At 56.5% G+C, this 23,638-nt stretch carries 24 protein-coding genes; 17 read left to right on the top strand and 7 right to left on the bottom strand.

What is annotated here, in order from left to right:
- The first annotated feature begins 9 nt into the window (after positions 1 to 9).
- The 8 genes from glyS (at position 10) to VEI50_05850 (ending at position 10,739) form a co-directional block, all read left to right on the top strand.
- On the top strand, positions 10 to 2,178 hold the full coding sequence (glyS, locus tag VEI50_05885; protein ID HXX74638.1) for a glycine--tRNA ligase subunit beta: 2,169 nt from the start codon (positions 10 to 12) through the stop codon (positions 2,176 to 2,178).
- Between the two features lie 23 nt (positions 2,179 to 2,201).
- Positions 2,202 to 2,717, top strand: a complete 516-nt coding sequence (locus VEI50_05880) for a hypothetical protein (protein HXX74637.1) — start codon at positions 2,202 to 2,204, stop codon at positions 2,715 to 2,717.
- Positions 2,718 to 2,742: 25 nt separating this feature from the next.
- A complete protein-coding gene (gene ppdK, locus VEI50_05875) occupies positions 2,743 to 5,544 on the top strand; it encodes a pyruvate, phosphate dikinase (protein ID HXX74636.1) in 2,802 nt (933 codons plus the stop codon).
- Positions 5,541 to 6,653 (top strand): bifunctional diaminohydroxyphosphoribosylaminopyrimidine deaminase/5-amino-6-(5-phosphoribosylamino)uracil reductase RibD, encoded by a 1,113-nt coding sequence (gene ribD / locus VEI50_05870; protein HXX74635.1) that lies wholly within the window; start codon positions 5,541 to 5,543, stop codon positions 6,651 to 6,653. The genes ppdK and ribD overlap by 4 nt, the downstream gene beginning before the upstream one ends.
- Before the next feature lie 44 nt (positions 6,654 to 6,697).
- On the top strand, positions 6,698 to 7,939 hold the full coding sequence (locus VEI50_05865) for a hypothetical protein (protein ID HXX74634.1): 1,242 nt from the start codon (positions 6,698 to 6,700) through the stop codon (positions 7,937 to 7,939).
- A gap of 35 nt (positions 7,940 to 7,974) precedes the next feature.
- Positions 7,975 to 8,751, top strand: a complete 777-nt coding sequence (locus VEI50_05860) for a hypothetical protein (protein ID HXX74633.1) — start codon at positions 7,975 to 7,977, stop codon at positions 8,749 to 8,751.
- Entirely contained in the window at positions 8,748 to 9,917 is a 1,170-nt protein-coding gene (locus VEI50_05855) for an MFS transporter (protein HXX74632.1), read from the top strand. Before VEI50_05860 ends, VEI50_05855 begins: the two co-directional genes overlap by 4 nt.
- A gap of 168 nt (positions 9,918 to 10,085) precedes the next feature.
- Complete coding sequence (locus VEI50_05850; protein HXX74631.1) at positions 10,086 to 10,739, top strand: riboflavin synthase; 654 nt, start codon at positions 10,086 to 10,088, stop codon at positions 10,737 to 10,739.
- Positions 10,740 to 10,803: 64 nt separating this feature from the next.
- On the opposite strand, the gene VEI50_05845 is transcribed toward VEI50_05850, so the two are convergent.
- Complete coding sequence (locus VEI50_05845) at positions 10,804 to 11,271, bottom strand: IPT/TIG domain-containing protein (GenBank protein ID HXX74630.1); 468 nt, start codon at positions 11,269 to 11,271, stop codon at positions 10,804 to 10,806.
- Positions 11,272 to 11,317: 46 nt separating this feature from the next.
- Complete coding sequence (gene acs / locus VEI50_05840; GenBank protein ID HXX74629.1) at positions 11,318 to 13,207, bottom strand: acetate--CoA ligase; 1,890 nt, start codon at positions 13,205 to 13,207, stop codon at positions 11,318 to 11,320.
- Positions 13,208 to 13,457: 250 nt separating this feature from the next.
- On the opposite strand from acs, the gene VEI50_05835 reads away from it, so the two are divergent.
- Positions 13,458 to 14,825, top strand: coding sequence for a caspase family protein (locus VEI50_05835; GenBank protein HXX74628.1), 1,368 nt, complete (start codon positions 13,458 to 13,460; stop codon positions 14,823 to 14,825).
- An 11-nt stretch (positions 14,826 to 14,836) separates the two neighbouring features.
- On the opposite strand, the gene VEI50_05830 is transcribed toward VEI50_05835, so the two are convergent.
- Positions 14,837 to 15,007, bottom strand: coding sequence for a hypothetical protein (locus VEI50_05830; protein HXX74627.1), 171 nt, complete (start codon positions 15,005 to 15,007; stop codon positions 14,837 to 14,839).
- A 186-nt stretch (positions 15,008 to 15,193) separates the two neighbouring features.
- On the opposite strand from VEI50_05830, the gene VEI50_05825 reads away from it, so the two are divergent.
- From VEI50_05825 to VEI50_05800, 6 genes are read left to right on the top strand one after another with little or no spacing between them, the layout of a single operon-like run.
- Positions 15,194 to 15,760 carry an LPP20 family lipoprotein gene (locus VEI50_05825; protein HXX74626.1) on the top strand — a complete coding sequence of 189 codons (567 nt, stop codon included), beginning with the start codon at positions 15,194 to 15,196 and terminating at the stop codon, positions 15,758 to 15,760.
- Between the two features lie 42 nt (positions 15,761 to 15,802).
- On the top strand, positions 15,803 to 16,432 hold the full coding sequence (locus VEI50_05820; GenBank protein ID HXX74625.1) for a penicillin-binding protein activator LpoB: 630 nt from the start codon (positions 15,803 to 15,805) through the stop codon (positions 16,430 to 16,432).
- A gap of 15 nt (positions 16,433 to 16,447) precedes the next feature.
- Positions 16,448 to 17,941: a hypothetical protein gene (locus tag VEI50_05815; protein ID HXX74624.1), complete on the top strand. Its 1,494-nt coding sequence runs from the start codon at positions 16,448 to 16,450 to the stop codon at positions 17,939 to 17,941.
- Complete coding sequence (locus tag VEI50_05810) at positions 17,938 to 19,101, top strand: LPP20 family lipoprotein (protein ID HXX74623.1); 1,164 nt, start codon at positions 17,938 to 17,940, stop codon at positions 19,099 to 19,101. The genes VEI50_05815 and VEI50_05810 overlap by 4 nt, the downstream gene beginning before the upstream one ends.
- Positions 19,102 to 19,127: 26 nt before the next feature.
- The gene (locus tag VEI50_05805) at positions 19,128 to 19,388 is read left to right on the top strand and encodes a hypothetical protein (protein HXX74622.1); all 261 of its coding nucleotides are present in this window, start codon (positions 19,128 to 19,130) and stop codon (positions 19,386 to 19,388) included.
- Between the two features lie 4 nt (positions 19,389 to 19,392).
- Positions 19,393 to 19,836 (top strand): type II toxin-antitoxin system VapC family toxin, encoded by a 444-nt coding sequence (locus VEI50_05800; GenBank protein HXX74621.1) that lies wholly within the window; start codon positions 19,393 to 19,395, stop codon positions 19,834 to 19,836.
- A 61-nt stretch (positions 19,837 to 19,897) separates the two neighbouring features.
- Here the strand turns inward: VEI50_05800 and VEI50_05795 are convergent, their stop codons facing one another.
- Positions 19,898 to 20,464, bottom strand: a complete 567-nt coding sequence (locus VEI50_05795) for a hypothetical protein (GenBank protein HXX74620.1) — start codon at positions 20,462 to 20,464, stop codon at positions 19,898 to 19,900.
- Complete coding sequence (locus VEI50_05790; GenBank protein ID HXX74619.1) at positions 20,446 to 21,519, bottom strand: HEAT repeat domain-containing protein; 1,074 nt, start codon at positions 21,517 to 21,519, stop codon at positions 20,446 to 20,448. The genes VEI50_05795 and VEI50_05790 overlap by 19 nt, the downstream gene beginning before the upstream one ends.
- Positions 21,520 to 21,650: 131 nt before the next feature.
- Between VEI50_05790 and proC the strand changes: the two genes are divergently transcribed.
- The gene (gene proC / locus VEI50_05785) at positions 21,651 to 22,469 is read left to right on the top strand and encodes a pyrroline-5-carboxylate reductase (GenBank protein ID HXX74618.1); all 819 of its coding nucleotides are present in this window, start codon (positions 21,651 to 21,653) and stop codon (positions 22,467 to 22,469) included.
- Positions 22,470 to 22,484: 15 nt separating this feature from the next.
- Positions 22,485 to 22,679, top strand: coding sequence for a hypothetical protein (locus VEI50_05780; protein ID HXX74617.1), 195 nt, complete (start codon positions 22,485 to 22,487; stop codon positions 22,677 to 22,679).
- Between the two features lie 24 nt (positions 22,680 to 22,703).
- On the opposite strand, the gene sugE is transcribed toward VEI50_05780, so the two are convergent.
- Both sugE and VEI50_05770 read right to left on the bottom strand, forming a co-directional pair.
- Positions 22,704 to 23,018, bottom strand: a complete 315-nt coding sequence (sugE, locus tag VEI50_05775) for a quaternary ammonium compound efflux SMR transporter SugE (GenBank protein ID HXX74616.1) — start codon at positions 23,016 to 23,018, stop codon at positions 22,704 to 22,706.
- A gap of 232 nt (positions 23,019 to 23,250) precedes the next feature.
- Positions 23,251 to 23,592, bottom strand: coding sequence for a hypothetical protein (locus VEI50_05770; protein HXX74615.1), 342 nt, complete (start codon positions 23,590 to 23,592; stop codon positions 23,251 to 23,253).
- Positions 23,593 to 23,638: the final 46 nt, after the last annotated feature.

Below are 23,638 nucleotides of genomic sequence, written 5' to 3'. Positions count from 1 at the left end.
ATCTGATTGATGGGCAGAGCCAAGGTTGCAACATCCAAGAAGCACGCGACGTCTCGCTCATCGAGCGCGGCCGAACTGTTGGTGGAGATCGGTAGCGAAGAGCTCCCCTTTGACTTTATTGCCCCGGCCCTCGCATCGCTCAAAGAAAACACCGAACGGATGCTGGCAGAATCGCGGCTGTCCTATCGGCACGTGCACACGGTGGGAACCCCCCGGCGTCTCGTCTTCGTAGTGAACGGACTGACTGCCCATCAAACTGCAACGGTGAAAGAAACCATGGGACCGTCCAAAGCGGTTGCCTTCGATCAAACCGGTCAACCGACGAAAGCGGCGGTCGGATTTGCCTCTGGGCAAGGGGTGGCGGTGCAAGATCTTCAGCTCAGGCAGACTCCGAAAGGCGAGTATCTCTTCGCGGTCAAGCGTGAAGAAGGACAACCGACTCGTGAGGTGTTGGCAGAGTTGGTACCTCAGATCATCGCCACACTCTCCTTCCCGAAATCGATGAAGTGGAATGAGGCAGGGGTTCGATTTGCCAGACCGGTGCGGTGGTTACTCGCCCTCTTCGATGGGACCGTGCTGCCGATTGAGGTAGCCGGTGTTAAAGCCGGTCGTAGTACTTACGGACACCGTATTCTCGGAGGCGGCAAAGCAGTGGTCGTCCGTGATTATGCCTCCTACGAGTCCGGACTCAAACGGGTCGGCGTCATGGTCGAGCAGGACAAACGACGCGCAGTGATTCACGAACAGTTGATGCAGGTCAGTCAGAAGGCCGGAGTTCACTTGAATGCGGACGAGGCTTTGCTGGAACAAGCGACCTACAGCACGGAGTGGCCGGTTCCTATCATGGGGAGTTTCAGGCCGGAATATTTATCGGTACCGTCGGAAATCCTGATCACCTCGATGAAAGAGCATCAGGGATTCTTTTCAGTGCGGGACAAGAAGAGCGGTGCCTTAGCCGCACACTTCATTGCCGTCGCCAACAACGAGATGAAGGACATGTCGCTCATTCGACAAGGGAACGAGCGTGTCTTAGCGGCTCGGTTGGCTGATGCCAGATTCTTCTACGATGAAGATCGAAAGACCACACTCGCGGAACGAGTGACGAAGCTCTCCGGTGTCGTGTTTCACCAGAAGCTCGGCACCATGGCCCAGAAACAGGAACGAATTACCAAGCTTGCCGTTCTGTTAGCGCAGCAATTGGGTATGGATCAGGAGTCAGCTACGATTTGTTCTCGGGCTGCAAGCCTGTGCAAAGCCGATCTCTTATCCGGTATCGTGGGGGAGTTTCCCGAGTTGCAAGGGGTCATGGGCGGCTATTATGCGCTGCATGATCAAGAGCCAGTTCCTGTAAGCCATGCCATCATGGATCACTATAAGCCTCGTGCGATGGAGGGGGATCTACCTCGCTCGCTCGAAGGGCAAGTGGTGTCCCTAGCGGACCGCATCGATACCATCGCGGCGTTCTTTCACGTCGGCATGGTGCCAACGGGATCGGAAGATCCGTTTGCATTGCGTCGCCATGCAACTGCCATCGTGCGTGTCTTAGTGGAGGGAGGCCTCCGGCTCGATCTGGGCCGGGTGATCGAGCAGGCTAGGACGATCGTCGCCGAGAGTGGGTTCAAGGCGGTAGCCGGGTCTGATGTCCAGCAACAGCGGATGGTGGAGTTTCTGTTTGAGCGAGTCAGATACTACGGGAGGGTAAAGCACGGACTGCGCGACGACGTGATGGATGCTGTTCTTCTGGTAGCCGACCATCGCCAGTTCGATCTGCAGGATCAGCTAGCCAAGATGCACGCGCTTCAGGGAATTACGACGCAACAAGAATTTGACCCGCTCATTATCGGGTTCAAACGTGCGCATCGGCTCGTGGAGAAAGAGCAATGGGACCGTGGACCAATCGATCCTACGGTGTTTAAAGATGCCGCCGAGACGGAGCTCCATCAGCAGAATGGTTTGTGTCGTCAAGACTTCGACCACCACATGCGGCAAGGGGAGTATCAGAAGGCCCTGGATGCGTTGGTCCGTGTAAAGCCGGCGATCGATGCCTTTTTCAACGGCGTGATGGTAAACGCAGAGGACCCCACATTGCGGAATAACCGACTCTCCTTGCTCAAGGAAGTCGATGAGACCTTTATGTCATTCGCCGACTTCTCTCGGATTGTGGTACAAGGGAGCTAGGGTGTTGCCACTGGAGCGACCGAATGGAACAGGCTTTCCTGAACGAAATTGCCCCGCGACTTTCGGTTGAGGCAGAGCAACGGGCAGGCCGCGTCCGGCGCCTCGGTATCGCAGTATCCATTGCCCTGATCATCATTTGTAATGTGATTCTTCTATTCGGTGTCTGGGCCAGCGGGGTTAATCTCGACGAGCTGGTCAGGAGCCCGGACTATTTCAATGCGAAGCAAGACATCTGTCTCAGGTTGACATGGCAGAAGGTGGCTGGCGCGTCGGAGCCGATGCGACTCTGTTCCGAATGGATCAACTTGTCTGATCCTTCCGGAAAGACTCATCAACTCCAGAATGACATGAAGGTCCGCCAAGGCGCCGATGGGCGGTACTATGTCGATCAAGGAATTCGCGCCGACTATCGGTTGCTCGGAGTTGCACTCTTCGTCGTTGTCGTGATCGTCATGGGGGCTGTGGTACAACGCTATTTGGTCAGGCGGTATAAGTTACATTTGGATGCAGCCGCTGGGCAGACCTCATTCGTACAGTGACGTCCTAGCAGAAGGAGAAGGGCTCGTGGCGAAGAAATATGTTTACTATTTCGGCGACGGCAAGGCCGAAGGCACATCGAACATGAAAGAATTGCTCGGTGGAAAGGGCGCGGGGTTGGCTGAAATGACCAATTTGGGCATTTCGGTTCCTCCCGGTTTTACAATCTCGACGGGAGCCTGTGTCGAATACTACAAGCTGGGGAGAAAATATCCGCCCGGCATGTGGGAGGCTTCCCTACGGGCGTTAAAGCGCGTCGAGCGGTCGATGGGCATGGGGTTTGGTGATCCGGAACGACCCCTCCTGGTCTCGGTGCGTTCAGGTGCGCGTGCATCCATGCCGGGCATGATGGATACCGTGCTGAATGTCGGGTTGACGACGAAGACCGTTGAGGGATTGGCGGCCAAGACACGAAATGATCGGTTTGCCCAAGACAGCTACCGCCGGTTCGTTTCGATGTTCGGCAGCATCGTCATGGGGGTCCCGCGCGAGCATTTCGAGGCGATCCTTAAACACAAGAAGACCGAAGTCGGTGTGGCCCATGAAACACATTTGGATTCACGCCACCTTCGTGAGTTGGTGGCGAGCTTCAAAGCGCTGGTAAAAGAAGAGACCAAGAAAGAATTTCCTGACGAGCCGCTTGATCAACTGCGCATGGCGATCAATGCCGTCTTCTCATCCTGGTTCGGCGCCAGAGCCAAAACCTATCGCCAACTCTATGGCATTCCCGATTCGTGGGGCACGGCGGTTAACGTCGTGGCGATGGTGTTCGGCAACATGGGAGAAACGAGCGGTACCGGCGTTGCGTTCACCAGAAACCCCAGCACGGGCGAAAAGGCATTTTTTGGCGAATGTCTGATGAACGCACAGGGAGAGGATGTTGTCGCAGGAATCCGTACCCCTCTACCGGTGAGCGCGCTCGCGAAGAACGTCCCGGAGGCGTACAAAGATCTCGAGCACACCTACAAGAGACTTGAGAAGCATTATCGCGACATGCTGGATCTGGAATTTACGATCCAGGAGGGCAAGCTCTACATGCTCCAAACGCGGGTCGGCAAACGAACCGGCATCGCAGCCGTTAAGATCGCGGTCGATATGGTGAACGAGGGAGCGATCTCGAAACGTGAGGCAGTGCAGCGGATCGGTCCCGACCAGTTGGCGCAGTATTTGTATCCGATCTTCGATCTGAAGGAAGAATCTAAAGCCAATCCGCTGGGAAGAGGCCTTCCAGCTGGTCCGGGCGCTGCGGCTGGGAAAATCTCACTGACGCCCGATCGTGCGGTCGATATGAAGGCGGCCGGACAGCGCGTCATTCTGGTCCGACAGGAAACAAGCCCCGACGATATTCATGGGATGAATGCCGCCGCGGGATTTTTGACTGCCAGGGGAGGCATGACGTCCCATGCGGCCGTCGTTGCGCGCCAGATGGGCAAGGTTTGCGTGGCGGGGTGTGAAGCAGTCGAGGTCATCGACGCGCAATCCGTTCGAATCGGCGCCAAGGTCTTTCGCGAGGGGGACTATATTTCCGTCAATGGTTCGACCGGGAACGTGTATGAAGGAGACATCCCGGTCGTTGAGTCAGAAATCATTCAAGTCATCCAAGGGAAGTTGAATCCGAACAAATCGGATAAGTATCAGCGGTTCGCGACGATTCTGTCCTGGGCCGACGAAATCCGGAGGCTGCGCGTGCGGGCCAATGCAGACGTGCCGGACCAAGCGCGTATCGCCAAGGGGTTCGGAGCCGAAGGAATCGGCCTCTGCCGCACCGAGCACATGTTCTTCGCTGAGGATCGCATCCCGATCATGCAGAAAATGATTCTGGCTCGTACAAAAGAGGAACGAGCAAAATACCTCGATCAGCTGCTGCCCCTCCAGAAACAGGATTTCATCGGCCTCTATCGAGAGATGAGAGGGTATCCTGTCACGATTCGCTTGCTGGACCCACCGCTCCATGAGTTTCTCCCAAAACGTGAAGAGCTTATGGTAGAGATCGCCCAGCTCGAATTGACCGGCAAAGATGCAGCCTTGTTGAACGAGAAGCGGCGGCTTTTGGCGCGCGTGGAAGAGTTGCATGAGTTCAACCCAATGCTCGGCCTCCGCGGATGCCGACTGGGGATAACCATGCCGGAGATTACCCGCATGCAGGCCCGCGCCATCATGGAAGCGGCCTGTGAAGTCGCGAAGGAAGGAAAGAAAATCGTACCGGAAATCATGATTCCCCTCGTCGGGATGGTCTCGGAAATGAAATCGCAAAAGGAACTGGTGCGTGAAGCAGCTCAGGAGACAATGAAGAAAAACAACGTCAAGCTGTCTTATCTTGTCGGCACGATGATCGAGCTGCCGCGTGCTGCGGTCACAGCTGATCGCATCGCAGAAGAGGCGGAGTTCTTCTCGTTCGGCACGAACGACCTCACGCAGACGACGTTCGGATTCTCCCGCGACGACGCGGCCAAGTTCATCGACTTCTACAAAACGACCAATATTATAGAAGCGGATCCTTTCGCCGTGCTGGATCGGGAAGGTGTTGGCTCATTGATGAGGCAGGCGATCGGAGCTGGTCGAAAAACTCGTCCGGGGATTAAACTCGGCATCTGTGGGGAACACGGCGGCGATCCGAGTTCCGTGGAGTTCTGTCACCAAGTCGGTCTTGACTACGTCAGCTGTTCCCCGTTCCGCGTGGCCATCGCGCGTTTGGCTGCTGCCCATGCTGCGTTGGCTGAAAACGAAGCCCCGAAAGCGTCGCAGCAACACTCCACATCCCGTTCCAGACCGAGCCGATCGGCCCGGGCCGCACACCGCCGCTCACGGGTCGCTCGCAAGAAACGGTGATCACCGCCGCACAGGATCTCCGCTTCATGACCGTGGCTCTTCGTCTAGCTGCGAAAGGCCGCGGCAAGACCAGCCCGAATCCGATGGTCGGCGCGCTTGTCGTGGCACAGGGACGCATTGTCGGTCGCGGCTACCACCACGGCCCGGGACAACCCCACGCGGAAATTCTTGCGCTTCAGGAAGCCGGACCTCGCACCCTCCGCGCGACCCTCTATGTGACGCTGGAGCCTTGCCATCATGTCGACAAACGGACTCCGCCCTGCGTCCCCGCGGTGATCGAATCAGGCGTGCGTCGGGTCGTCGTAGCCATGATCGATCCCAATCCATCCGTTAAGGGGCGGGGAGTCGCCCAGCTTCGACGCGCCGGGGTGACCGTGACAGTTGGTGTGGCACGGGAGGAGGCGGAGAACCTTAATCGCACCTATGTCCATTGGGTTAGTACAGGTCGTCCGTACGTTATTCTGAAAGCAGGAATGACGCTGGATGGAAAGATTGCCACGGCCCGAGGAGAGTCGCGATGGATCACGGGCGCCAAGGCGCGACAAGAGGTGCATCAGCTCAGACGAACGGTCGACGCCATTCTGGTCGGGAGCGGCACGGTCATCAAGGACGATCCTTCCTTGACCGCCCGGATTTCCGGGTATCCCCTCAAACTGGCTGCGCGTCAGCCGTTGCGTGTCGTCGCGGACAGCCGTCTTCGCGTGCCTCCGTCAGCCAAGGTCTTTTCGAAGCATGCGCGGACATTGATTGCCACAACATCCAAGGTATCTCGGGCCAAAGTACGTCTACTCGAGCAACGAGGGATTGAAGTCGCAATGCTACCGTCGGTTCGCGGTCGCCTGGTCCTCCGGGCGTTAATGGCATATCTAGGTAAGAACGGCGTGACGTCAGTCCTCATTGAAGGCGGAAGTACACTCAACGCAGTGGCGTTACGATCGAAGCTGGTCAATCACGTCGTTCTTTATATGGCGCCCACGCTCATGGGCGGCCAGGATGCACGTGCCGTCATCGGTGATCGGAGCCCAGGACGATTGGCTCAATCGATGAAGCTCCGGAACGTCACCGTCCGCCGCCTGGGGGACGATGTTGTGGTGGAGGGCGATCTCTGAAACTCACGTCCATCATTGGCGTACTCATCGGTCTGGTCACGCTCGTGGCCAGCATCGGTTGGGCCGAACCGCCGAAATCGGCCCGTCCCGGTCTTGTTCAACTGGTGCTTCAGTATCTCGACGTCGCGGATGCGGAGCAAGCAGAACGAACGTTACAGGACATCGTCGCTGATCCGGATGCCTCGATCGACACTATCACGCGACTGATCCAAACGGGGCGCGAGTATAAGGCTCAGCCGGTTGGAACAATGCCGGATGAGCAGATCATGGTGCAGGGGCGCACCTACCACCTCGCGCTGTTCGTGCCGCAGACGTATCAGCCGAGCAAGGGGTATGGGCTGGTTGTCTGTTTGCACGGAGCCGGATTTTCCGGCGAGGCTTACCTGGAACGGTGGCAGGCTAGGCTCGGGGAGGATTACGTCCTTGCCTGTCCCACCTACCCGGCGGGAGCGTGGTTCACGAGATGGGCGGAAGATCTGGTCATGGCGACAATCCATTCGGTCCAGCGACGCTATCACGTCGACCCTGATCGGATCTTTCTCACCGGTATGTCGAACGGGGGAATCGGTACCTGGCTGATCGGGATGCACCAGGCTCCGACGTTTGCCGGGATTGCACCGATGGCGGGGGGACTGGATGATGTCCTGCTGCCGTTTTTGGCGAATCTTCAATCGACTCCTGTCTATATGATTCATGGAGCCAAGGATCAGGTGATGCCCGTGGAATTGAGCCGAACCATTTCACGCGAACTGGCAAACCTAGGCTATTCCCACATCTATCGAGAGCATCAACGGGAACACCCGATGGCCGGCGGACATTATTTCCCGCGAGAAGAATTGCCGGCTCTGGTTGCATGGTTCAATGCTCAACGTCGCAATCCCTTTCCCGCCACAATACGACTGGTGCGAGAGGCGAGTCATTTCCAGGCCTTCGGCTGGGTGCGCATCGATGCCACAGATGAGATCGCAGCCTTCTCGGACGATCTCATCAATAAACGCGATGAACTCACCAAGCGCAAGCAGTACGCCACGTTGGAAGCGACAATCGCGGCGCCAAACCGTATCGAGGTCGAGACAAAGCGCGTGCAGCGCTACAGCTTGTTTCTCAACGACTACTTGATCGACTCGGCCAAGCCGCTCACAGTCGTGACGAACGGGCAAGTCTCGTTCGAGGCGCTTGTCGTACCGTCAGTTGATATCTTGTTGCGGCAGGCGCGACTCCGACAAGACCCTCGCCAGCTCTTTCCCATCCATGTCATGATTTCGGTCCAGAAACCGGTCTCATGAGCCCAGGCTGGTTGATAGTGCGAAGTGATGGGCCGATGGTTTTTGTCCTTCTGATGGGGCTGGGCGCAACCAGCCTTCCTGGTTTGGTACGGGCGGAATCCTGCGTTCTCACGCCTCAACATGCAGGTGTGACGTTCCCTGTGGAGAACGTCGATCCCGATTGGGCCTGCCGGCTGCAATCTATCATCGGCAACTATACGACCGTGAATGCCGTGGGGCCGATTCGGGCTGCTTTGTCGGAGTCGATGTATCAGTATCTCCTGGATCGTCCCCCTCTCGCCGCGGCCTTGATCAATCGACTTGATCTGGGTCTGTACAAAGCGGAAAGACAAGGTGCAGGTCGTTATTGGGGTAACGATGGCGAAGGAACCGAGGGGATCGTGGAACTTGTCTGTCAGGATCGGTCATCACGGATCTACTATCTCGTGGGATCTCACCACAGCCGGTTGCTTCCGAACATGACGGGGAAGGCTGTCGTGTTCCTCAGAATGAATCCGGTGAAAGAGGCTGGCGGAGCCGAGGCGATGGATAGCACGATGGTCTCGTATACGAAATTGGACAATCGCATCCTGTCAGGGCTGATGTCACTGCTTCGTCCGCTTATAAGCGGGATCATCGCGCGCAAGCTGGCAAAAGGAGTCGAGGTCGTGAACCGTTTGGGTTTAGAGATGCGTGAGCGCCCGGAGCGGGTCCTCTTTGAGGCAACGGATCCTCCTTCGCTGCCAGCAGAGGACGTGGCCTTCTTGAAAGGTGCGTTGGGACGTCAGCAGATTCCACCTCTCTCCGGTCAAACGAAAACGACAAAACCATGACCACCACGCGCAGTTTTATTTTGCTCTGTACGATCGGCGTATTCTGTTTCATCAGCTACAACATGGTGCGCATGCCTGTCTTGGCCTTGTTTGCGGAATCGCTGGGGGCCGGCCCAGAACGTATCGGCCTGATCGTGTCGGTCTCAACTCTCACCGGGGTGTTCCTCAAGCTGCCGTCTGGTGCGCTGTCAGACATTTATGGCCGGCGGCTGCTATTGCGCATCGGGGTCGTGGCTTTCGGGTTGCCGCCCTTTCTTTATCCATTCGTATCCGATTTGAATGTGCTGACAACTTTGCGGTTCGTCCATGGACTTGCTACGGCGATTTTCGCGCCGAGCGCTCTGGCGACCGTGGCTGAGCTCTATCGCGAGCGACGCGGCGCCGCACTCGGGACTTATACCGCCTGTACGCAATCCGGCGCCCTACTGGGTCCCTTTATCGGAGGCTATCTTGTCTATGCCGCCGGGTTCTCATCCGCGTTCGTGACGGCGGGAGTCTTTGGCTGTGTTGCCGTTGCAATCTTTTATAGCCTCCGCCTGAATGCACCCCCGCCACGGCTTCATGAGAAAGGGCTCACGCCACTACTGGCGGAGATGTGGAAAGGTTTTACGATCATGGCGAAAAACCGGAAGGTTCTGATTACCAGCTCCACGGATGCCGCCAAGATGATTGCCAATGGGGCCCTTATGGCGTTCCTCCCGCTCTATGGCGTGGCCGCTGGATTAAACCCTGGCGAAGTCGGTCTTCTCTTTACCGTGCAAGCGTTCACGTCGTTCTGTTCGAAGCCGATCATGGGGCGGGTATCCGATCGGCTGGGGAGGCAGCCGCTCATCATGATCGGATTGCTGATTTGCGCAGCAACCTTCGTCTGTATACCGCATGTCTCGCTCTTTGCTTTCTTGCTTGTCCTTTCTGCGGGATTCGGATTTGGTGAAGCCGTGGTCTCGTCTTCCTCCTCGGCGCTCGTCGCCGATAGTTCTGAATTCAAAACGCTCGGTGCAGGCATGGGGATGCAGGGGACCATTATGGACATCGGCCACGCAAGCGGACCGCTGCTCGCCGGGGTGTTAATCGAACGGATGAGCTATGCGAATGCGTTTGCCATCATTGCGGGCATTCAGCTGCTGGCGGCAGGGGTGTTCTGGCTGACCATGAGACGGGCATAGCCCCGGTGCTATAATGGGCCACTGTGAAAGAGTATGCGACGGAAAACATTGTAATCGGGGTACTGGCTTCGATTGGCGTGGTTGTCTTGATCGTTGTTTTCGCCTATGTTGTTCGTCAAGTCTTGAAGAAAGAATCGTAGCTGAGCGCTGACGGCTGAGAGCTTTTCTATGTTCACCGGCATCGTAGAGGAAATGGGCGCCGTAACGGCAGTAGAGAAGACTCTCGCAGGGACGAGACTGACGATTCTCGCCGCGACCGTTTTAAGTGATCTCAAGATCGGTGATAGCGTCAGCATCAACGGCACTTGCCTCACGGTCGTGACCAAGGGTGAGCGCAACTTCGCGGTGGAGGTTTCTCCTGAGACCCTATCGGTGACGACGCTCGGTCATTTGACGACAGGGGCCCCAGTGAATCTCGAGCGGGCGATGAAACTCAACGAGCGCATCGGGGGGCATCTTGTAGCCGGCCATGTCGATGGAGTGGGCACTATTCGCGACCGTCATCAAGAGGGCAACGCCATCTTTTTCACGATCGAGGCGCCGCACGAGATTCTGCGCTACTGTGTGGTGAAGGGGTCGATCACTGTCGATGGGATTAGTCTCACAGTCAACGACGTGACTGAGAAGGGATTCTCGGTTGCCATCATCCCACACACCGCCAAGGTGACGACGCTCGGCCTGAAGCAACCAGGGGATTCAGTCAATCTCGAATCCGACCTTATCGGCAAATACGTGGAGCGACTGCTGCAAGAGCGAAATCAGCTTCCTAAGTCCATACCGGTCATCGACAAAGAATATTTGCAGAAGCATCGCCTGATTTAAGATGTCGCCATCAGCGCTCGACTCGCGGCTCTGCTGAAGGCTGATTATTCGACATTCCCGGTCGTTACTTCACGAGGAACGGCTTCGAATCCTCGCCTGATGCCGTGGTCACCGTCAGAATAGCCAATCCCTTCCGACCGCCGCTCGGGACGGTTGCGGTAATCTTCGTTGCGCTCTCCATCTTGAAGGTGGCTGTGTGACCAGGACCGAATGAGACGCTGCGCAAACACTCGGTGCTTCCGAAATTCGCTCCGGTAATGGTCACCTTATCGCCGGGCTTGCCCTCATCTGGACTAACCTTGTCGATCTTCGGAGCAACTCCAAAGCAGGCCGTTGCCTTTCCCGCTGTTTCAGCCGTCTTGAATTTGGGCTTTTCCCCCTTCGGTTTTGCCGCTTTTGGTTCCTGGCTGGTTTTGGGCTTCTTCACCTTTGTATCCGACTCCGCTGCTGGCGCCATGCCCAGAGTGCCGCAGAGGAATCCGCCGATGACCATGCCCACGACCAAACTCATCCTCCAGCTAGATCGGACCATACCAGCCTCCTTGGTTGGCTGACCGCTGCACGCTGACGACTGACGGCTACTCTTCAATGGTCGAGATATCGCCGGGATCTTGTCCAAGCTCCTTTGCTTTCAGCACCCGTCGCATGATTTTGCCGGAACGAGTTTTCGGGAGCGAAGCCACGATGTCGATCTCGGCCGGCACGGCGATCTTCCCCAGTTCTTGCATCACCTGATCTTTGATCGATTGAATCAGCTCATCGCTTCCTTTTTCGCCCTGCTTCAGAATGATGAAGGCTTTGATGGACTCGCCGACCGTTTTGTGCGGCTTCCCGATGACCGCCGCCTCCGCCACAGCGGGGTGACTGACGATCGCGCTCTCCACTTCGGCCGTGCCGAGCCGATTGCCCGCCACTTTGATCACGTCGTCTGCTCGACCCATGAACCACATATAGCCATCCGCGTCTTTGTGGCACACATCACCAGCGGTATAGCAGTTCGGAATCGTATTCCAGTAGGCCTTGTAGCGCTCCGGATCTTTATAGATCGTTCTCATCATCGAGGGCCAAGGTTTCTTGATGACGGCGAATCCGCCGGCATTGGCCGGGAGGCTCTTCCCTTCCCGGTCCACCACGTCGGCTTCGATGCCCAGGAACGGCCTCGTGGCTGAGCCAGGCTTCAAAGATACGGTCGGCAGAGGAGTAATAAGGATAGAGCCCGTTTCCGTCTGCCACCACGTATCCATAATCGGTTTCTCTCCTCCCGTGACACGATGAAACCACTCCCAGGCCTCCGGGTTGATCGGCTCTCCCACGCTGCCCAGGATGCGGAGCGTGGAGAGATCGAATTGTTTCGGCCACTCTTCGCCGTATCGCATGAGCAGGCGAATCGCGGTGGGGGTGGTATAGAAGATCGAGACGCCGTAGCGTGCGATCAGATCCCACCAGCGACCGGGATTTGGATAGTCCGGTTTCCCCTCAGCTGTGAGGATCGTCGCGCCGTTTAGGAGCGGGCCATAGACAATATAGCTATGTCCCGTGACCCAGCCGGGATCCGCGACGCAAAAGTACACGTCATCGTCTTTGAGGTCGAACACATACTTCGTCGTCAAATACGTGCCGACCATGTAGCCGCCGTGAACGTGCACCACTCCCTTGGGCTTACCGGTCGTCCCGGACGTATACAAGATGTAGAGTGGAGTCTCAGAGTCCAGCTGCTCTGCTTCGCAGAGGGTCTTCTCCGGCTTGAGCCAGTCATGCCAATCGATTTCTTTCGGTGAAGACAGGGCGATCTCCGGTTTCAGTCGTCGCACGACCACGACACGTTCAACGGACTTGCAATGGGCCACTGCTTGATCGACGACGGGTTTGAGCTGAATAACTTTACCGCGATCGTATCCGACATCGGCGGTGATCACGAGGCGGGCCTCGGCGTCCTGAATGCGCGTGGCCAAAGCCGGCGCACTGAATCCTGAATAGACCACGCTATGGATTGCACCGATTCTGGCACAGGCGAGCATGGCGATGATCTGCTCGGGAATTTTCGGGAGATAGATGCTGACCCGGTCGCCTTTCTTGATGCCTAAGGCTTTCAATGCGTTCGCGCAACGGTTCACCTGTCGGGACAGTTCCCCGTAGGTGAACACCCGTTCCTGGTCGTTTTCACCCACCCAAATGACAGCGACTTTGTTTTTACGACCGGCCATGAGGTGTCGATCGAGGCAGTTGTGCGAAATGTTACACGTAGCTCCGACGAACCACTTAGCCCAGGGATAATTCCACTCGAGGACCTTCGACCAGGGACGAAACCACTCGAGTTGATTGGCAGCCTCTGCCCAGAATCGCTCAGGATCAGCGATCGATTTGGCGTACGCTGCCTCGTAATCCTGAATGTGGGCGGCCGCTCTGGTGGCAGGAGTCGGTTGGTAGATACGACTTTCCTTCAACAGGGTGTCGATGTTGTCGGCCATAGATGAGTACTCCTTCGACAGGCGGGTGTCAGACCCCGAATCGGCTTACTGAGAAAAGCCTGATCGGCATTATGCGGAAATGGTACGCGCATCTGCAACTGTACCTTGGTACGGGGCGTGTAGGAAACCGTCGGACTAACAGCGTGAGATTGTTGGGCCTGTCGGTCTTTAACAGGCTAGTTTCCTTGACAGTGATTGTGGGGCCAGAGTAGGCTGATTTTGTATGGCGGTTCACCCATACAGCTCCCCAATGCCTTTGCCGACGCTCCGACATAAGCAAGCCTCGCTCATCATCATCCTCTCATGTCTCTTCTTCAGCTGGAACTGTGTTTCTGTCTCTGCCCAAATGGGAAAGCCGGAGGTTCTTTATTACAAATCCTGGGCGGTGATTATCGGGATTGAGAATTATCTGGTTGCGCCGAAACTTCCTGGCGCGGTCGACGAGGGCAAGACCGTCGCTCACGCGCTTCGACAGCTTGGATTTGAGGAGGTTGTCGAGCTCTACGACAAGGATGCAAGTCTCCGTCGTCTGCAACAAACTCTCACGGATTTCTTGCCGAGAAAAGTCGGCAGGCAGGATCGACTTGTCCTGTATTTTGTCGGGCATGCGGGCATCACCCAGGATTCAGCCGGAAAGGATCTTGGATATCTGGTCCCGTGGGATGCCCAGCTTGGAACTGTCTCAAAGGCGATCACCTTTGAGCAGCTCAAGGAATTTACCAGGCGGACGGCTTCAAAACACACGCTGCTGATTTTCAATGCAGCGGTCCGGGGGTGGGAAGAAACCGCCGCTCAACAATTGTCGCTTGAAGGGCGGTCGGCCCCTGAAGAGGATACGGAAAAACGGGTGGTGCAGATACTGACGGCGGCCGACAAGGGCGAGACGTTGAGTCAGACCCAAGGGAAAAGTCTTTTCATCCAGATGCTTATCGACGGACTTCAGGGCCGCGCCGATCAGGACAAAAATGGCTGGTTGATGGCCTCCGAAGTGGGAAGATACGTCAAGCAGCAGGTTGAACAGGCGACACAAGGCAAGCAGCACCCGTTGTTTTCTCGCTTGGAGGGAGACGGCGATACGATCCTGGTGGAGGGACGGAAGGCGGCCTTCATCATGGGGGCGGGACCGCAGACGCCGGCAGAACGACAAAAGGCAGCGAAAACGCAGTATGAGCAGGCCTTTGCCCTCCTGCAGGCCGGCAAGTCTGCTGACGAGGCGCTGGAACGACTGAACAAGGCGATCGAATACGATCCCGCGTTTGGAGATGCCTATGTGCTGAAGAGCTACGTGCGGTTCGAAGTGCTGCCGAATCTGGACGAGGCGATGTCTGCGGCCAATTTGGCGGTCCAACATGCGCCGAATAATCCGGATTCATATTACACGCTGGGGTTGATTCAACAGAAGCGGGGCAACTATGCGGAAGCGGAGCAGGCCATGCGGAAAGCCGTGGCTGTCAATCCCAACTATGCCGACGTCTATTTCTCGTTAGGGGAGTTGTATGCGGATCAGATCAACGATCAGCCGAAGGCCGTGGAGTCGTTCAGGCGTTATCTCGAGTTAGGGGGTACCAATCCCCGTGCCCGCGCCGCCGTGGAAAAGGGCGGTTCCTCCAACCCCTAGACGTTCCTCCTTTACTCACGCTCCCCTCCTTTGAGGTACCCGAGTCCGATCTTCAGAGCCCGGCGTGTGATTTCCGCCCAACGGACCTCTGGGTAAGCAGCGAGCACTGCTGCTGCTTTAGGGTCTTGCACCTCGAGATTCGCGATTTTGATGATCCCGTCTTCAATCCGAACATCAGCCACAATCTGTTCCTCCTTTAGAAAGACGGCAACATGTGCAAAAAACACACGATGGGGTCAACCCGTGGCCCAGTGTTGCGTTGACTGGAGTAGGGGTGCATGTTAGCATGAATTTGTCCAGGTTCTCGACGACTCACCAGCGACAAAGGGGGAGAGATTGACCATGCCAATCACCAAGGAGGAATGCGCATGAAGACGTCACAGCAGATGTTCATGAAACTGGCTGGCGGGGGATTGGTGGTTGCCTTGTTGCTCGGCCTTACAGCCTGCGGCGGTCCTCCCAAATGGGTCAAGCAGGGCTCAGGGGCGCTCAATGAAAAAGACGGCAAGTACTTCTATGGAGTCGGAGCGGTCGCTGGTGTGAAGAATGAGCCATTGGCGTGGGATACAGCTGAAAACCGAGCCCGCGCAGAGATTGCCAAGAGCTTCGAAACCTATACCGGATATCTGATGCGAGATTATGCCGCCTCGACGACGGCTGGGGATTTTACCAAGAATACGGAAGAACAGAATATCGAACGTGCCATCAAGACGGTGACCTTCACGACGCTCAGCGGTGTTCGGCCTATCGATCGGTATAAAGATGAGAAGACGGGAACGTACTATGTTCTGGCCAAGCTCGATCTGGAAAATGTGAAAAATACTCTTGATCAATCAAAAGAGTTGAACGCCCAAGTCCGAGATTTTGTGCGAAAAAATGCCGATCGTGCTTTTGAGCGGCTGGAGAAAGAAGAAGACAAACGTGCCAATCGGTAAGTCCCCATCGCAATGAACCTGATGCAGGCAAAGGAGATCGGCATGAAGGGACTTGCCGAAACACACGCAAGGCAATGGGGCCGCTGCTCTCTAGTGTTCCTCATCGTGCTGGGGGCCGGTGGATGCGGCAGCGAAACCAAAGTGACACGCGTGGATTCGGGTGTCGTGACGGACCTGAGTGGACGGTGGAACGATACGGACTCCCGCATGGTTGCCGAGTCCCTGGTCAAGGATGCATTGGAGTACCCCTGGCTCAATAATTTTACCAGCTCCAAGAAGCGCCAGCCCGTCGTCGTCGTCGGAACCATTGTGAACGACAGCCATGAACACATCAGTGTTCAGACCTTCGTGACCGATCTCGAGCGTGAGCTGACGAATTCGCAGAAAGTTACGTTCGTAGCTGGAAGGGGAGAACGAGACGAAGTCCGTACTGAACGCAAAGAGCAGGCGATGTTTGCGCGGGAGGACACACAAAAGGCTCCGGGAAAGGAAATCGGCGCCGACTATATGATGAAGGGCACGATCTCGACGATCCTTGACGAAGCGGATGGCACCAAGGCCGTGTTCTATCAAGTCGATCTGCAGATGATTGATCTCGAGAGCAATGCCAAGGTTTGGTACGGTCAGAAAAAGATCAAGAAAGTCATCGAGAAGAAACGCGCGATTTTTTAGGCTCCACGAACTCCGTTGAGCCCGATTGCCTCACGCCCCACCGCTCCAATCTCGGCACGGTGGGGCGTGTTGTTTTTCACCCACGTCTGTCTCCCCCATCTTTTGCTCGGAGTCCTTACCGGCTGTGGTCCATCGGTCAACCGGTATGTGTTAATTGAAGAAAGCCTCCGTGCGAACGACCCCAAGCGCGCCGATGAAATCGTGGAAGGGGCTGAAAAGGATTACGGGTCGAAGAGCCGTGCGCTCTACGGCATGGATCGCGGGATGACGCTCCAGTTAGCCGGTGACTACCAGAAGAGCAATTCAATGCTCGAACAGGCGGAAGATGAAGTTGACCGCCTGTACACGCGGAGGATCAGGACGGAAACGGCTGCGTTCCTCACGAACGACAATGAGCTGCCGTACGAAGGTGATCCCTACGAACAGGTCTTGATCAACGTCATCAAGGCGATCAACTATGCCGAGCTTGGACAGTGGCAAGATGCGCTGGTTGAAGCCCGCCGTATCGATCACCGGCTCAACGTGTTATCGGATAGTACCAGTAACAAGAACGCCTATAGAAATGATGCATTCGCCCGCTATCTTACCGGGATTCTGTACGAAAGCACGGGAGATCTGAATAATGCGTTCATTGCCTATCGCACGGCCTATGAAACGTTCGAAGCCACTCATGGCTGGTCATACGTCTCAGTCCCAGCGCAATTACGCACGGACTTACTCCGTGCCACCGACGCGATGCATTTGAGCCAAGAACTCATGGAGTATCAACGGTTGTTTCCTGGGACTACCTGGGAGTCCAGTGAAGCGGCCCAACGACTCGCTCAAGTCGTCGTGATCAGCTATAATGGCCGGGCGCCACGCAAGGAGGATCAGTTTCTTGACCTGCCGATCAGTCTCGACGCGCTGCAATTGGTCTTGCTCAACCGCGGGCTTTCACAATCCTCTCGCCAGAACAACCGGGTTGCAGACAGCGTCCTGTATGGACTTAATGGGCGAGTGGTCCGAGTGGCTTTACCAAGGCTTGTCCCTCAGCCAACGCAAATCAAGAGTGATTTTGTGATGCTCTATTCCGACAGCGGAGCCCAACTGAGCGCGCGAACGGAAGTGGTTCACAGTGTAACAGCGATCGCCGAAAAGACGCTGTCCGAGCGCTTGCCGGGCATCACTGCCAAGGCTCTGGCGAGGGCGGCGGTCAAATACGGGTTGGCCGAAGGGGCGACACGGGGAGCTCAGCACGCGGCCGGAAGGGATGCAGGTCCATGGGTTGGATTGCTCGTGGGGTTGTTAGCTCATGGCCTGGCGGTCTACTCCGAAGAGGCCGACAAGCGGAGTTGGCAGACCTTACCTGACGAGATCCATCTCGCCCGGCTGTGGATACAGCCTGGCCGATACCAGGCGCACATTGGTGGGGCTAGCCAGCACAAAGGTCTCGGAGGAGTGGAGACGACACGAACATTTACACTCGGCCCGGGGGAAACAATTTTTCTCATCCAACGGGTGATGCCATGATAAAGGAATGGTTGCGGGCACCTTGGCGTATCAGTATGGGATTTGTAGTACTGATCTCCGCTGGTTGTTCGTGGTTTGGAGGGCAAGGCAAGCCCGACTGGATCGATGGTGTCAGCCGAGCCTATCCGGCGGAGCAGTATCTCCTCGGTGTCGGTCAGTCCGACAATCGAGCGGCGGCGGAGGATCAGGCCTACGCCGCAGTCTCGCGTATATTCAAGGCAGAAGTCAGTGCGCAGGCGAAGGACTGGGAATCGTATATGGTGATCGAGCAGCGAGGGCAGAGTAGCGAGCAACGCCGGGTGGCACTTGATAATTTGACTCGTGTGTCGACCGATAAGGTGTTGGAGAATGTTCAAATCTTAGACCGATGGGTGGACAATCAGAAGCGGTTGCACTATGCCTTGGCCGGTATGCAACGCGCGCAGTCCGAAGCAGCCATCATGGAGCGAATCAGAGACTTGGATCGTACCATTCAGGAAGAAGTCGATCATGCGCACCAGACGGCGGACAAGCTCGTCAAAGTCAAGGGGCTACGCCGGGCTGCCAAGAATCTCGTCCTGCGAGAAACCTATAATGCAGATCTCCGAGTCATTCGCCCGAGCGGGCAGGGAACGGCGGCGTCCTATCGAGTCAATGAGCTCACGAGCGAGCTGGAACAATTTCTCGCGACGAATCTGGTACTGGCTTTATCCGTCACCGGAGATCAGGTCGAGCCGGTGCAGCAAGCCCTCACCGAAGGGTTGATTCGAGAAGGCCTTCGTGTGACGAGCCGTCCGTTCGACGCCGCCAATTCGATCAGCGCCACTTCATCGGAACCGTCGCCTGAATTGCTGATTCGGGGTCTTGTCCGTGTGTGGCCGATCGATGTGCGGGATCCTCAATTCAAGTACGTGCGGTGGTGCAGTGATTTCGAAGTCATCGATTTGGCGGATCAGCGGGTGGTCGGAGCCCTCTCGAAAGGGGGGAAGGAAGGTCATCTCACAGAACGGGAAGCGACAGCAAGAGTGATTCGCGTGATGCAGCAAGACATGTCGACGGATGTGGCGAAGGCGATCGCGGCACATGTGTACGGAGAGACAGAACTGCCGGCTCAGGCAAATCCGCCTGCAGGATGTCCTCGAGAGGGACAGCTATCCAAACCGGCCGCAGCAACACATTAAACTACAAGAGAGGGAGGGCTCTTTTGATGGGAACTGGACGAGCAGGTCGCGCTCCGCGCAGTCGCGGACGGGGGTTGACGGTGATGCAACAGCGGGTGCCAAGTCGGCTGGCAAAACGCCGGTTGGGCGAACGCCTGCGGGAGGATACGGCATCGTTCAATAAGGGTAATCTCGCAGAAAAGTTGCGCAAAGAAGGCTATGAAGAATCACCGCTGGATGAACTCCAAGATCGCCTCTCGAAAATGCCGGGATCGATGGCGGCGGTGATTCTAAAGGGGAGGGTGTGAGCGCATGCCGTACTACTATTTCGACTCGACAGCCTTAGTAAAGCGGTACAGCATGGAACGCGGGACGCGCATCGTCAATAAACTCATGGTCAAGCGGGGGAAAATCGCTATCCTTCCGACCTGGACCGTCACGGATTTTTATTCGGTGCTTTCGAATCGAGCCCAGTCCGGGGAAATCACACGTGACGATTGTTATTCCGTTATCTATAAATTCGAAATCGAATCGCAGCAGGGCCTGTACCAATTCCTGACGCCGACAATGCAAACCTACCTGGCAACCAAAGAGCTCGCACTGGAGTATCCCTTTCTGCGATCTCCACAGGTACTGCATTTAGCACTGGCCTTGGAATTGAAGCCCTTACGATTGACCGTGGTGAGCTCGGACTCTCAGCTGTTAACGGCGAGTCGATCGGCCGGGCTGCATATCATCAATCCGGAAGAGGATTGAACGGGCTCAGCGTGGGAATTGAGAGTACCGAGCTGACGACTGAACGTCGTGACTGACACCTTTACGGGCACTGGTATTCGGATATCATCGAAGCAATCACGGTGCTCCAGTCATCAGCGGTGGCGCGTAGGTGTGTGGCTCGTTCGGCCGGAGGCCCTGTCAACGTTGTATCCTTTTCCAAGAGAGAGGTCGCTTGCAGCACGCTGCTATTGGCGAGAGCCAGACTGCCGCAGACTCCCGAGGAGGCCGGCAACTGACCACCGGCCCGTCGGAACAATGCCATTGCCCGGTACGCATGTTCTTGTGAGCGGAAAAGCTTTTCAGCCCCTTGAAAGACGCGAGCCGTAGACGCTACGTCTTTGTGCTTCGTCGCTAATTGTTTGGCCATCAGTGCGGCACGACCCATGCTCATGGCGGCGCCTTCCGGGTCGTTGTTCGCCATCAAATCCTCTGCCTTGGCCTTAAGCCGATCCATTTCAGCTTCGTCACCGACAACCTGACTCCAGCCGACTGTCTCCGTATGCCAGAACAAGAGTCCGGCCAAGATGACAATGGCCCTGCCGTGCGTTGTTGCGACACGCCGACGAATCGCCATGGGGAACGACCCGCTTACTGGAGGTACTCCCACGTGTCGATCTGTTTGATACTCCAGTTGACGGCTTCCTTCAGCTTCACAAGCTTGGGATCAGCGTCATTCTCTCGGACCTGGTAGAGCGATTTCTGCAGGGCCAACAACGGTTCATGAGCCCGGCGGTCCGGGAGTTTTCCCAATGCCCATACGACTTCGGTCTTCAGCACGACGTCATCTGTTTTCAGCGTCTCCAGCAAAGGATCTACGATCGTGAAGTCTCCGTGCAACGCGCCGAGTACTCCCAACGCTTTGGCTGCCGACGGACGCAGTTCGGGTCGGCCGTTCTTCATGGTTTGGACTAACGTAGGGATGGTGTCCTTCTGGCCGATGTTGCCCAACGCCAGAGCGGAGGCTTTCGCGATCTCCACGTCATCCCCATTGAGTCCGGCCAAAAGCCGTGGCACTGCTTTGGTCGAAAAGAGATGTCCGAACAATCCGATCAGTTTGACCTTACGTGCCGGCGGTGTCGCAGGGTCGTCGTACAACTTGAAGAGCCGGTCTTCCTGCCCCCATTCGGCAGTGAGCAACGCCGGAAAATCATAGTCCTCCAGCCGTTCCTTTAGTTTGCTCATGGCATAGGCGGTCGGATCGCCGGCCTTCGCCGCGTCGGCTGCTTGCTGCGCGTCGACGAACTCCGTTCTCACCTCCTTGCGCCAACCCATCTTCTTTCCATCTAACAAATAAGACAGTTGACAGGCTGGCCCTTTCCACACGCGCGCCGGAGAATCCGGCTGATCCGCATCACTCCCCATGTTCGTGGTGCCTTCCCAGGTTTTCCGCTGTTCGCATTTCACCTTGAAGACGACGTCGTGCGCTTGGGACGGATCGGTCGCCACCGTGTAACTCAGCTCCTTCATCCGTTTGATGACAACATCACTGAGCGCACCGGGATCGATCGATCCCTTGTCTGAGAGCGCAATCACCTCCACCAGCACCCGATCGACTTTCTCGAGCTCGGCTTTCTGTTCTGGGGTGAAGGATTCTCGGCGGGCCCAACTGGTCGCAGCCAGCAGTATGACGAGCACAACACTCCACACGATTACCTGCTTCATGAGTGCCTCCACGCGCCGAATAGAATAATTCCACGAGCACAATAATCCTCGCTACCACTGTACAGAAGAGACTGCGACTACGGCAAGTTGCAAGTTGAAGGAGAGGAGAGGCCGACAGTATAATCGCGCCCATGCTCGCGGGCCTCCGGATAGCCTTTGTCGGGGCGGGGAATATGGCTGAAGCCATGATCGCCGGCCTATTACACGCGAAGCTCGTTCACCCTGCTCAGCTTGTTGCTTCGGATATCGTTCCGCGCCGTCTTGAATCGCTCCAACAAACGTACGGAGTGGAGACAACCGGATCAAATCGAGAGGCGGTTTCCGGTGCACAAGTCATCGTGCTCGCCGTGGAACCGCAGATTCTCGACGAGGTGTTGGGAGAAATTGCCCCAGGTATCGGCTCCGACGTCTTGATCGTGTCCGTTGCAGCGGGATATCCGATTGCACGGATTGCCCGCCAAGTGCACGGGGCCCAACGGATTGTCCGTGCTATGCCTAATACTCCGTCGAGTATCCGCGAAGGTGTGACGGCCCTGACTTATGGAACCGACTTATCGGAGAATCATGTGGCGATCGCACGAGCCATGTTCGAGGTCATCGGGACTGTCGTGGTCGTGGCTGAGCGGTCGATGGATGTCGTCACCGGACTCAGCGGCAGCGGGCCCGCCTATGTCTACATCATGATCGAAGCCCTAGCGGACGGCGGTGTCAAGATGGGGCTTCCAAGAGAAACCGCACAACTGCTCGCCGCACAAACGGTGGCTGGGGCGGCGCGGCTGGTTATAGAGTCCCACGAACACCCGGGGGTTCTGAAGGATCGCGTGGCGTCCCCGGGGGGAACGACGGTTGCGGGTCTTCATGAGTTGGAACGGGGACGTTTCCGTGCGACGCTGATGTCCGCGGTGGAGGCGGCAAGCCGGCGTTCGGCTGAACTGGGCATGGTTTCGTAAGAAAGGAGTCACGAGGTGCAATATTGGGTGAAAGTGGTGTTTGTCGACAACCAGGAACTGATAGTCAAAGATGCCGTCCGTCATACGATTAGCGATGACATGGAAGTGCTCGAGGTCGATACACCCAAGGAGGTGTTTATTATTCCCATGAAGCAACTCAAGTATTTAAGCTGCGACGCGACCGTGTTTTCCGGCAAAAAGCCGAGCTAGAAGAGCCTGGGGCACATTGTCGTGCTAGGTGCTTACTTTCAGTCCGACGATGCCTGTCACGATCAGCAACAACGAGACGAGTCGGAGTAGTGCGGTCGACTCGGCGAACAACACGATTCCCAAGATCGCTGTGCCAGCTGCGCCGATGCCCGTCCACACGGCATAACCGGTTCCCACAGGAATGGTCTTCAATGCCTGTGCGAGAAAATAGAAACTCGCGATCATGGCTATCATCGTGCCGGTGCTCGGCCCAAGTCGCGTAAATCCCTCCGTATATTTCAACCCGATCGCCCATACGATCTCGAACATTCCGGCGATGACGAGATAGAACCAGTTCATTTTGTTTTCCTCCCTTCAGGTAACGGAAGCTGTCTTGTCTTGGGGCGTGTGATTCAGCCGCGTGCCCATTGTAGCTCGGATTACAGCATTCGCGGATGATTTCACATGACTCGCTTTGCCGGTTCTACTTCCGGACAGTCGGTGGGACGGAGACCTGAACCCTGGCTGTGGGTGTCATGCTCCCACGTGGATTGTCGGGGTCCAGCCAGACGTTGTATTGGATGGTTCCGGGCTAGGAAAAGCACAGGCTCGCATATTCCCGGGGCGGAATCGTCGCGGAATCATCCATGGTACCGAAGTGGGTAAATCCCTTCTCGCATGATACGAGATCCAGACGATGATGGCTCAGAAGGCTGACATTGACAGGGTCCGACCGCAGATTCTGCCAGCGAACTTCCTCGCCCACGTAGACATATAAATCCTGGGGACTGACCTGTTCGCGGATCTGGACGAAATGTGTGCGGACCGAAGGATTGGGCGTCGACGTATGCGCGCAGCCGGAAAAGGATGCAAGGCATGCCAACGCGATGATCAGACTGACTCGGAGCGTTCGTAAATCGCGGCGATCATTCATAGATATCTGGTCCTTTCCTTTACCGGAATGGATGTCGGGCCTACTC

Source organism: Nitrospiraceae bacterium (genome assembly GCA_035623075.1).
In the GTDB taxonomy this organism is placed as follows: domain Bacteria; phylum Nitrospirota; class Nitrospiria; order Nitrospirales; family Nitrospiraceae; genus DASPUC01.
The sequence above is the reverse complement of the archived record's forward strand: the minus strand, read 5'-3'. Positions and strand labels throughout refer to the sequence as shown.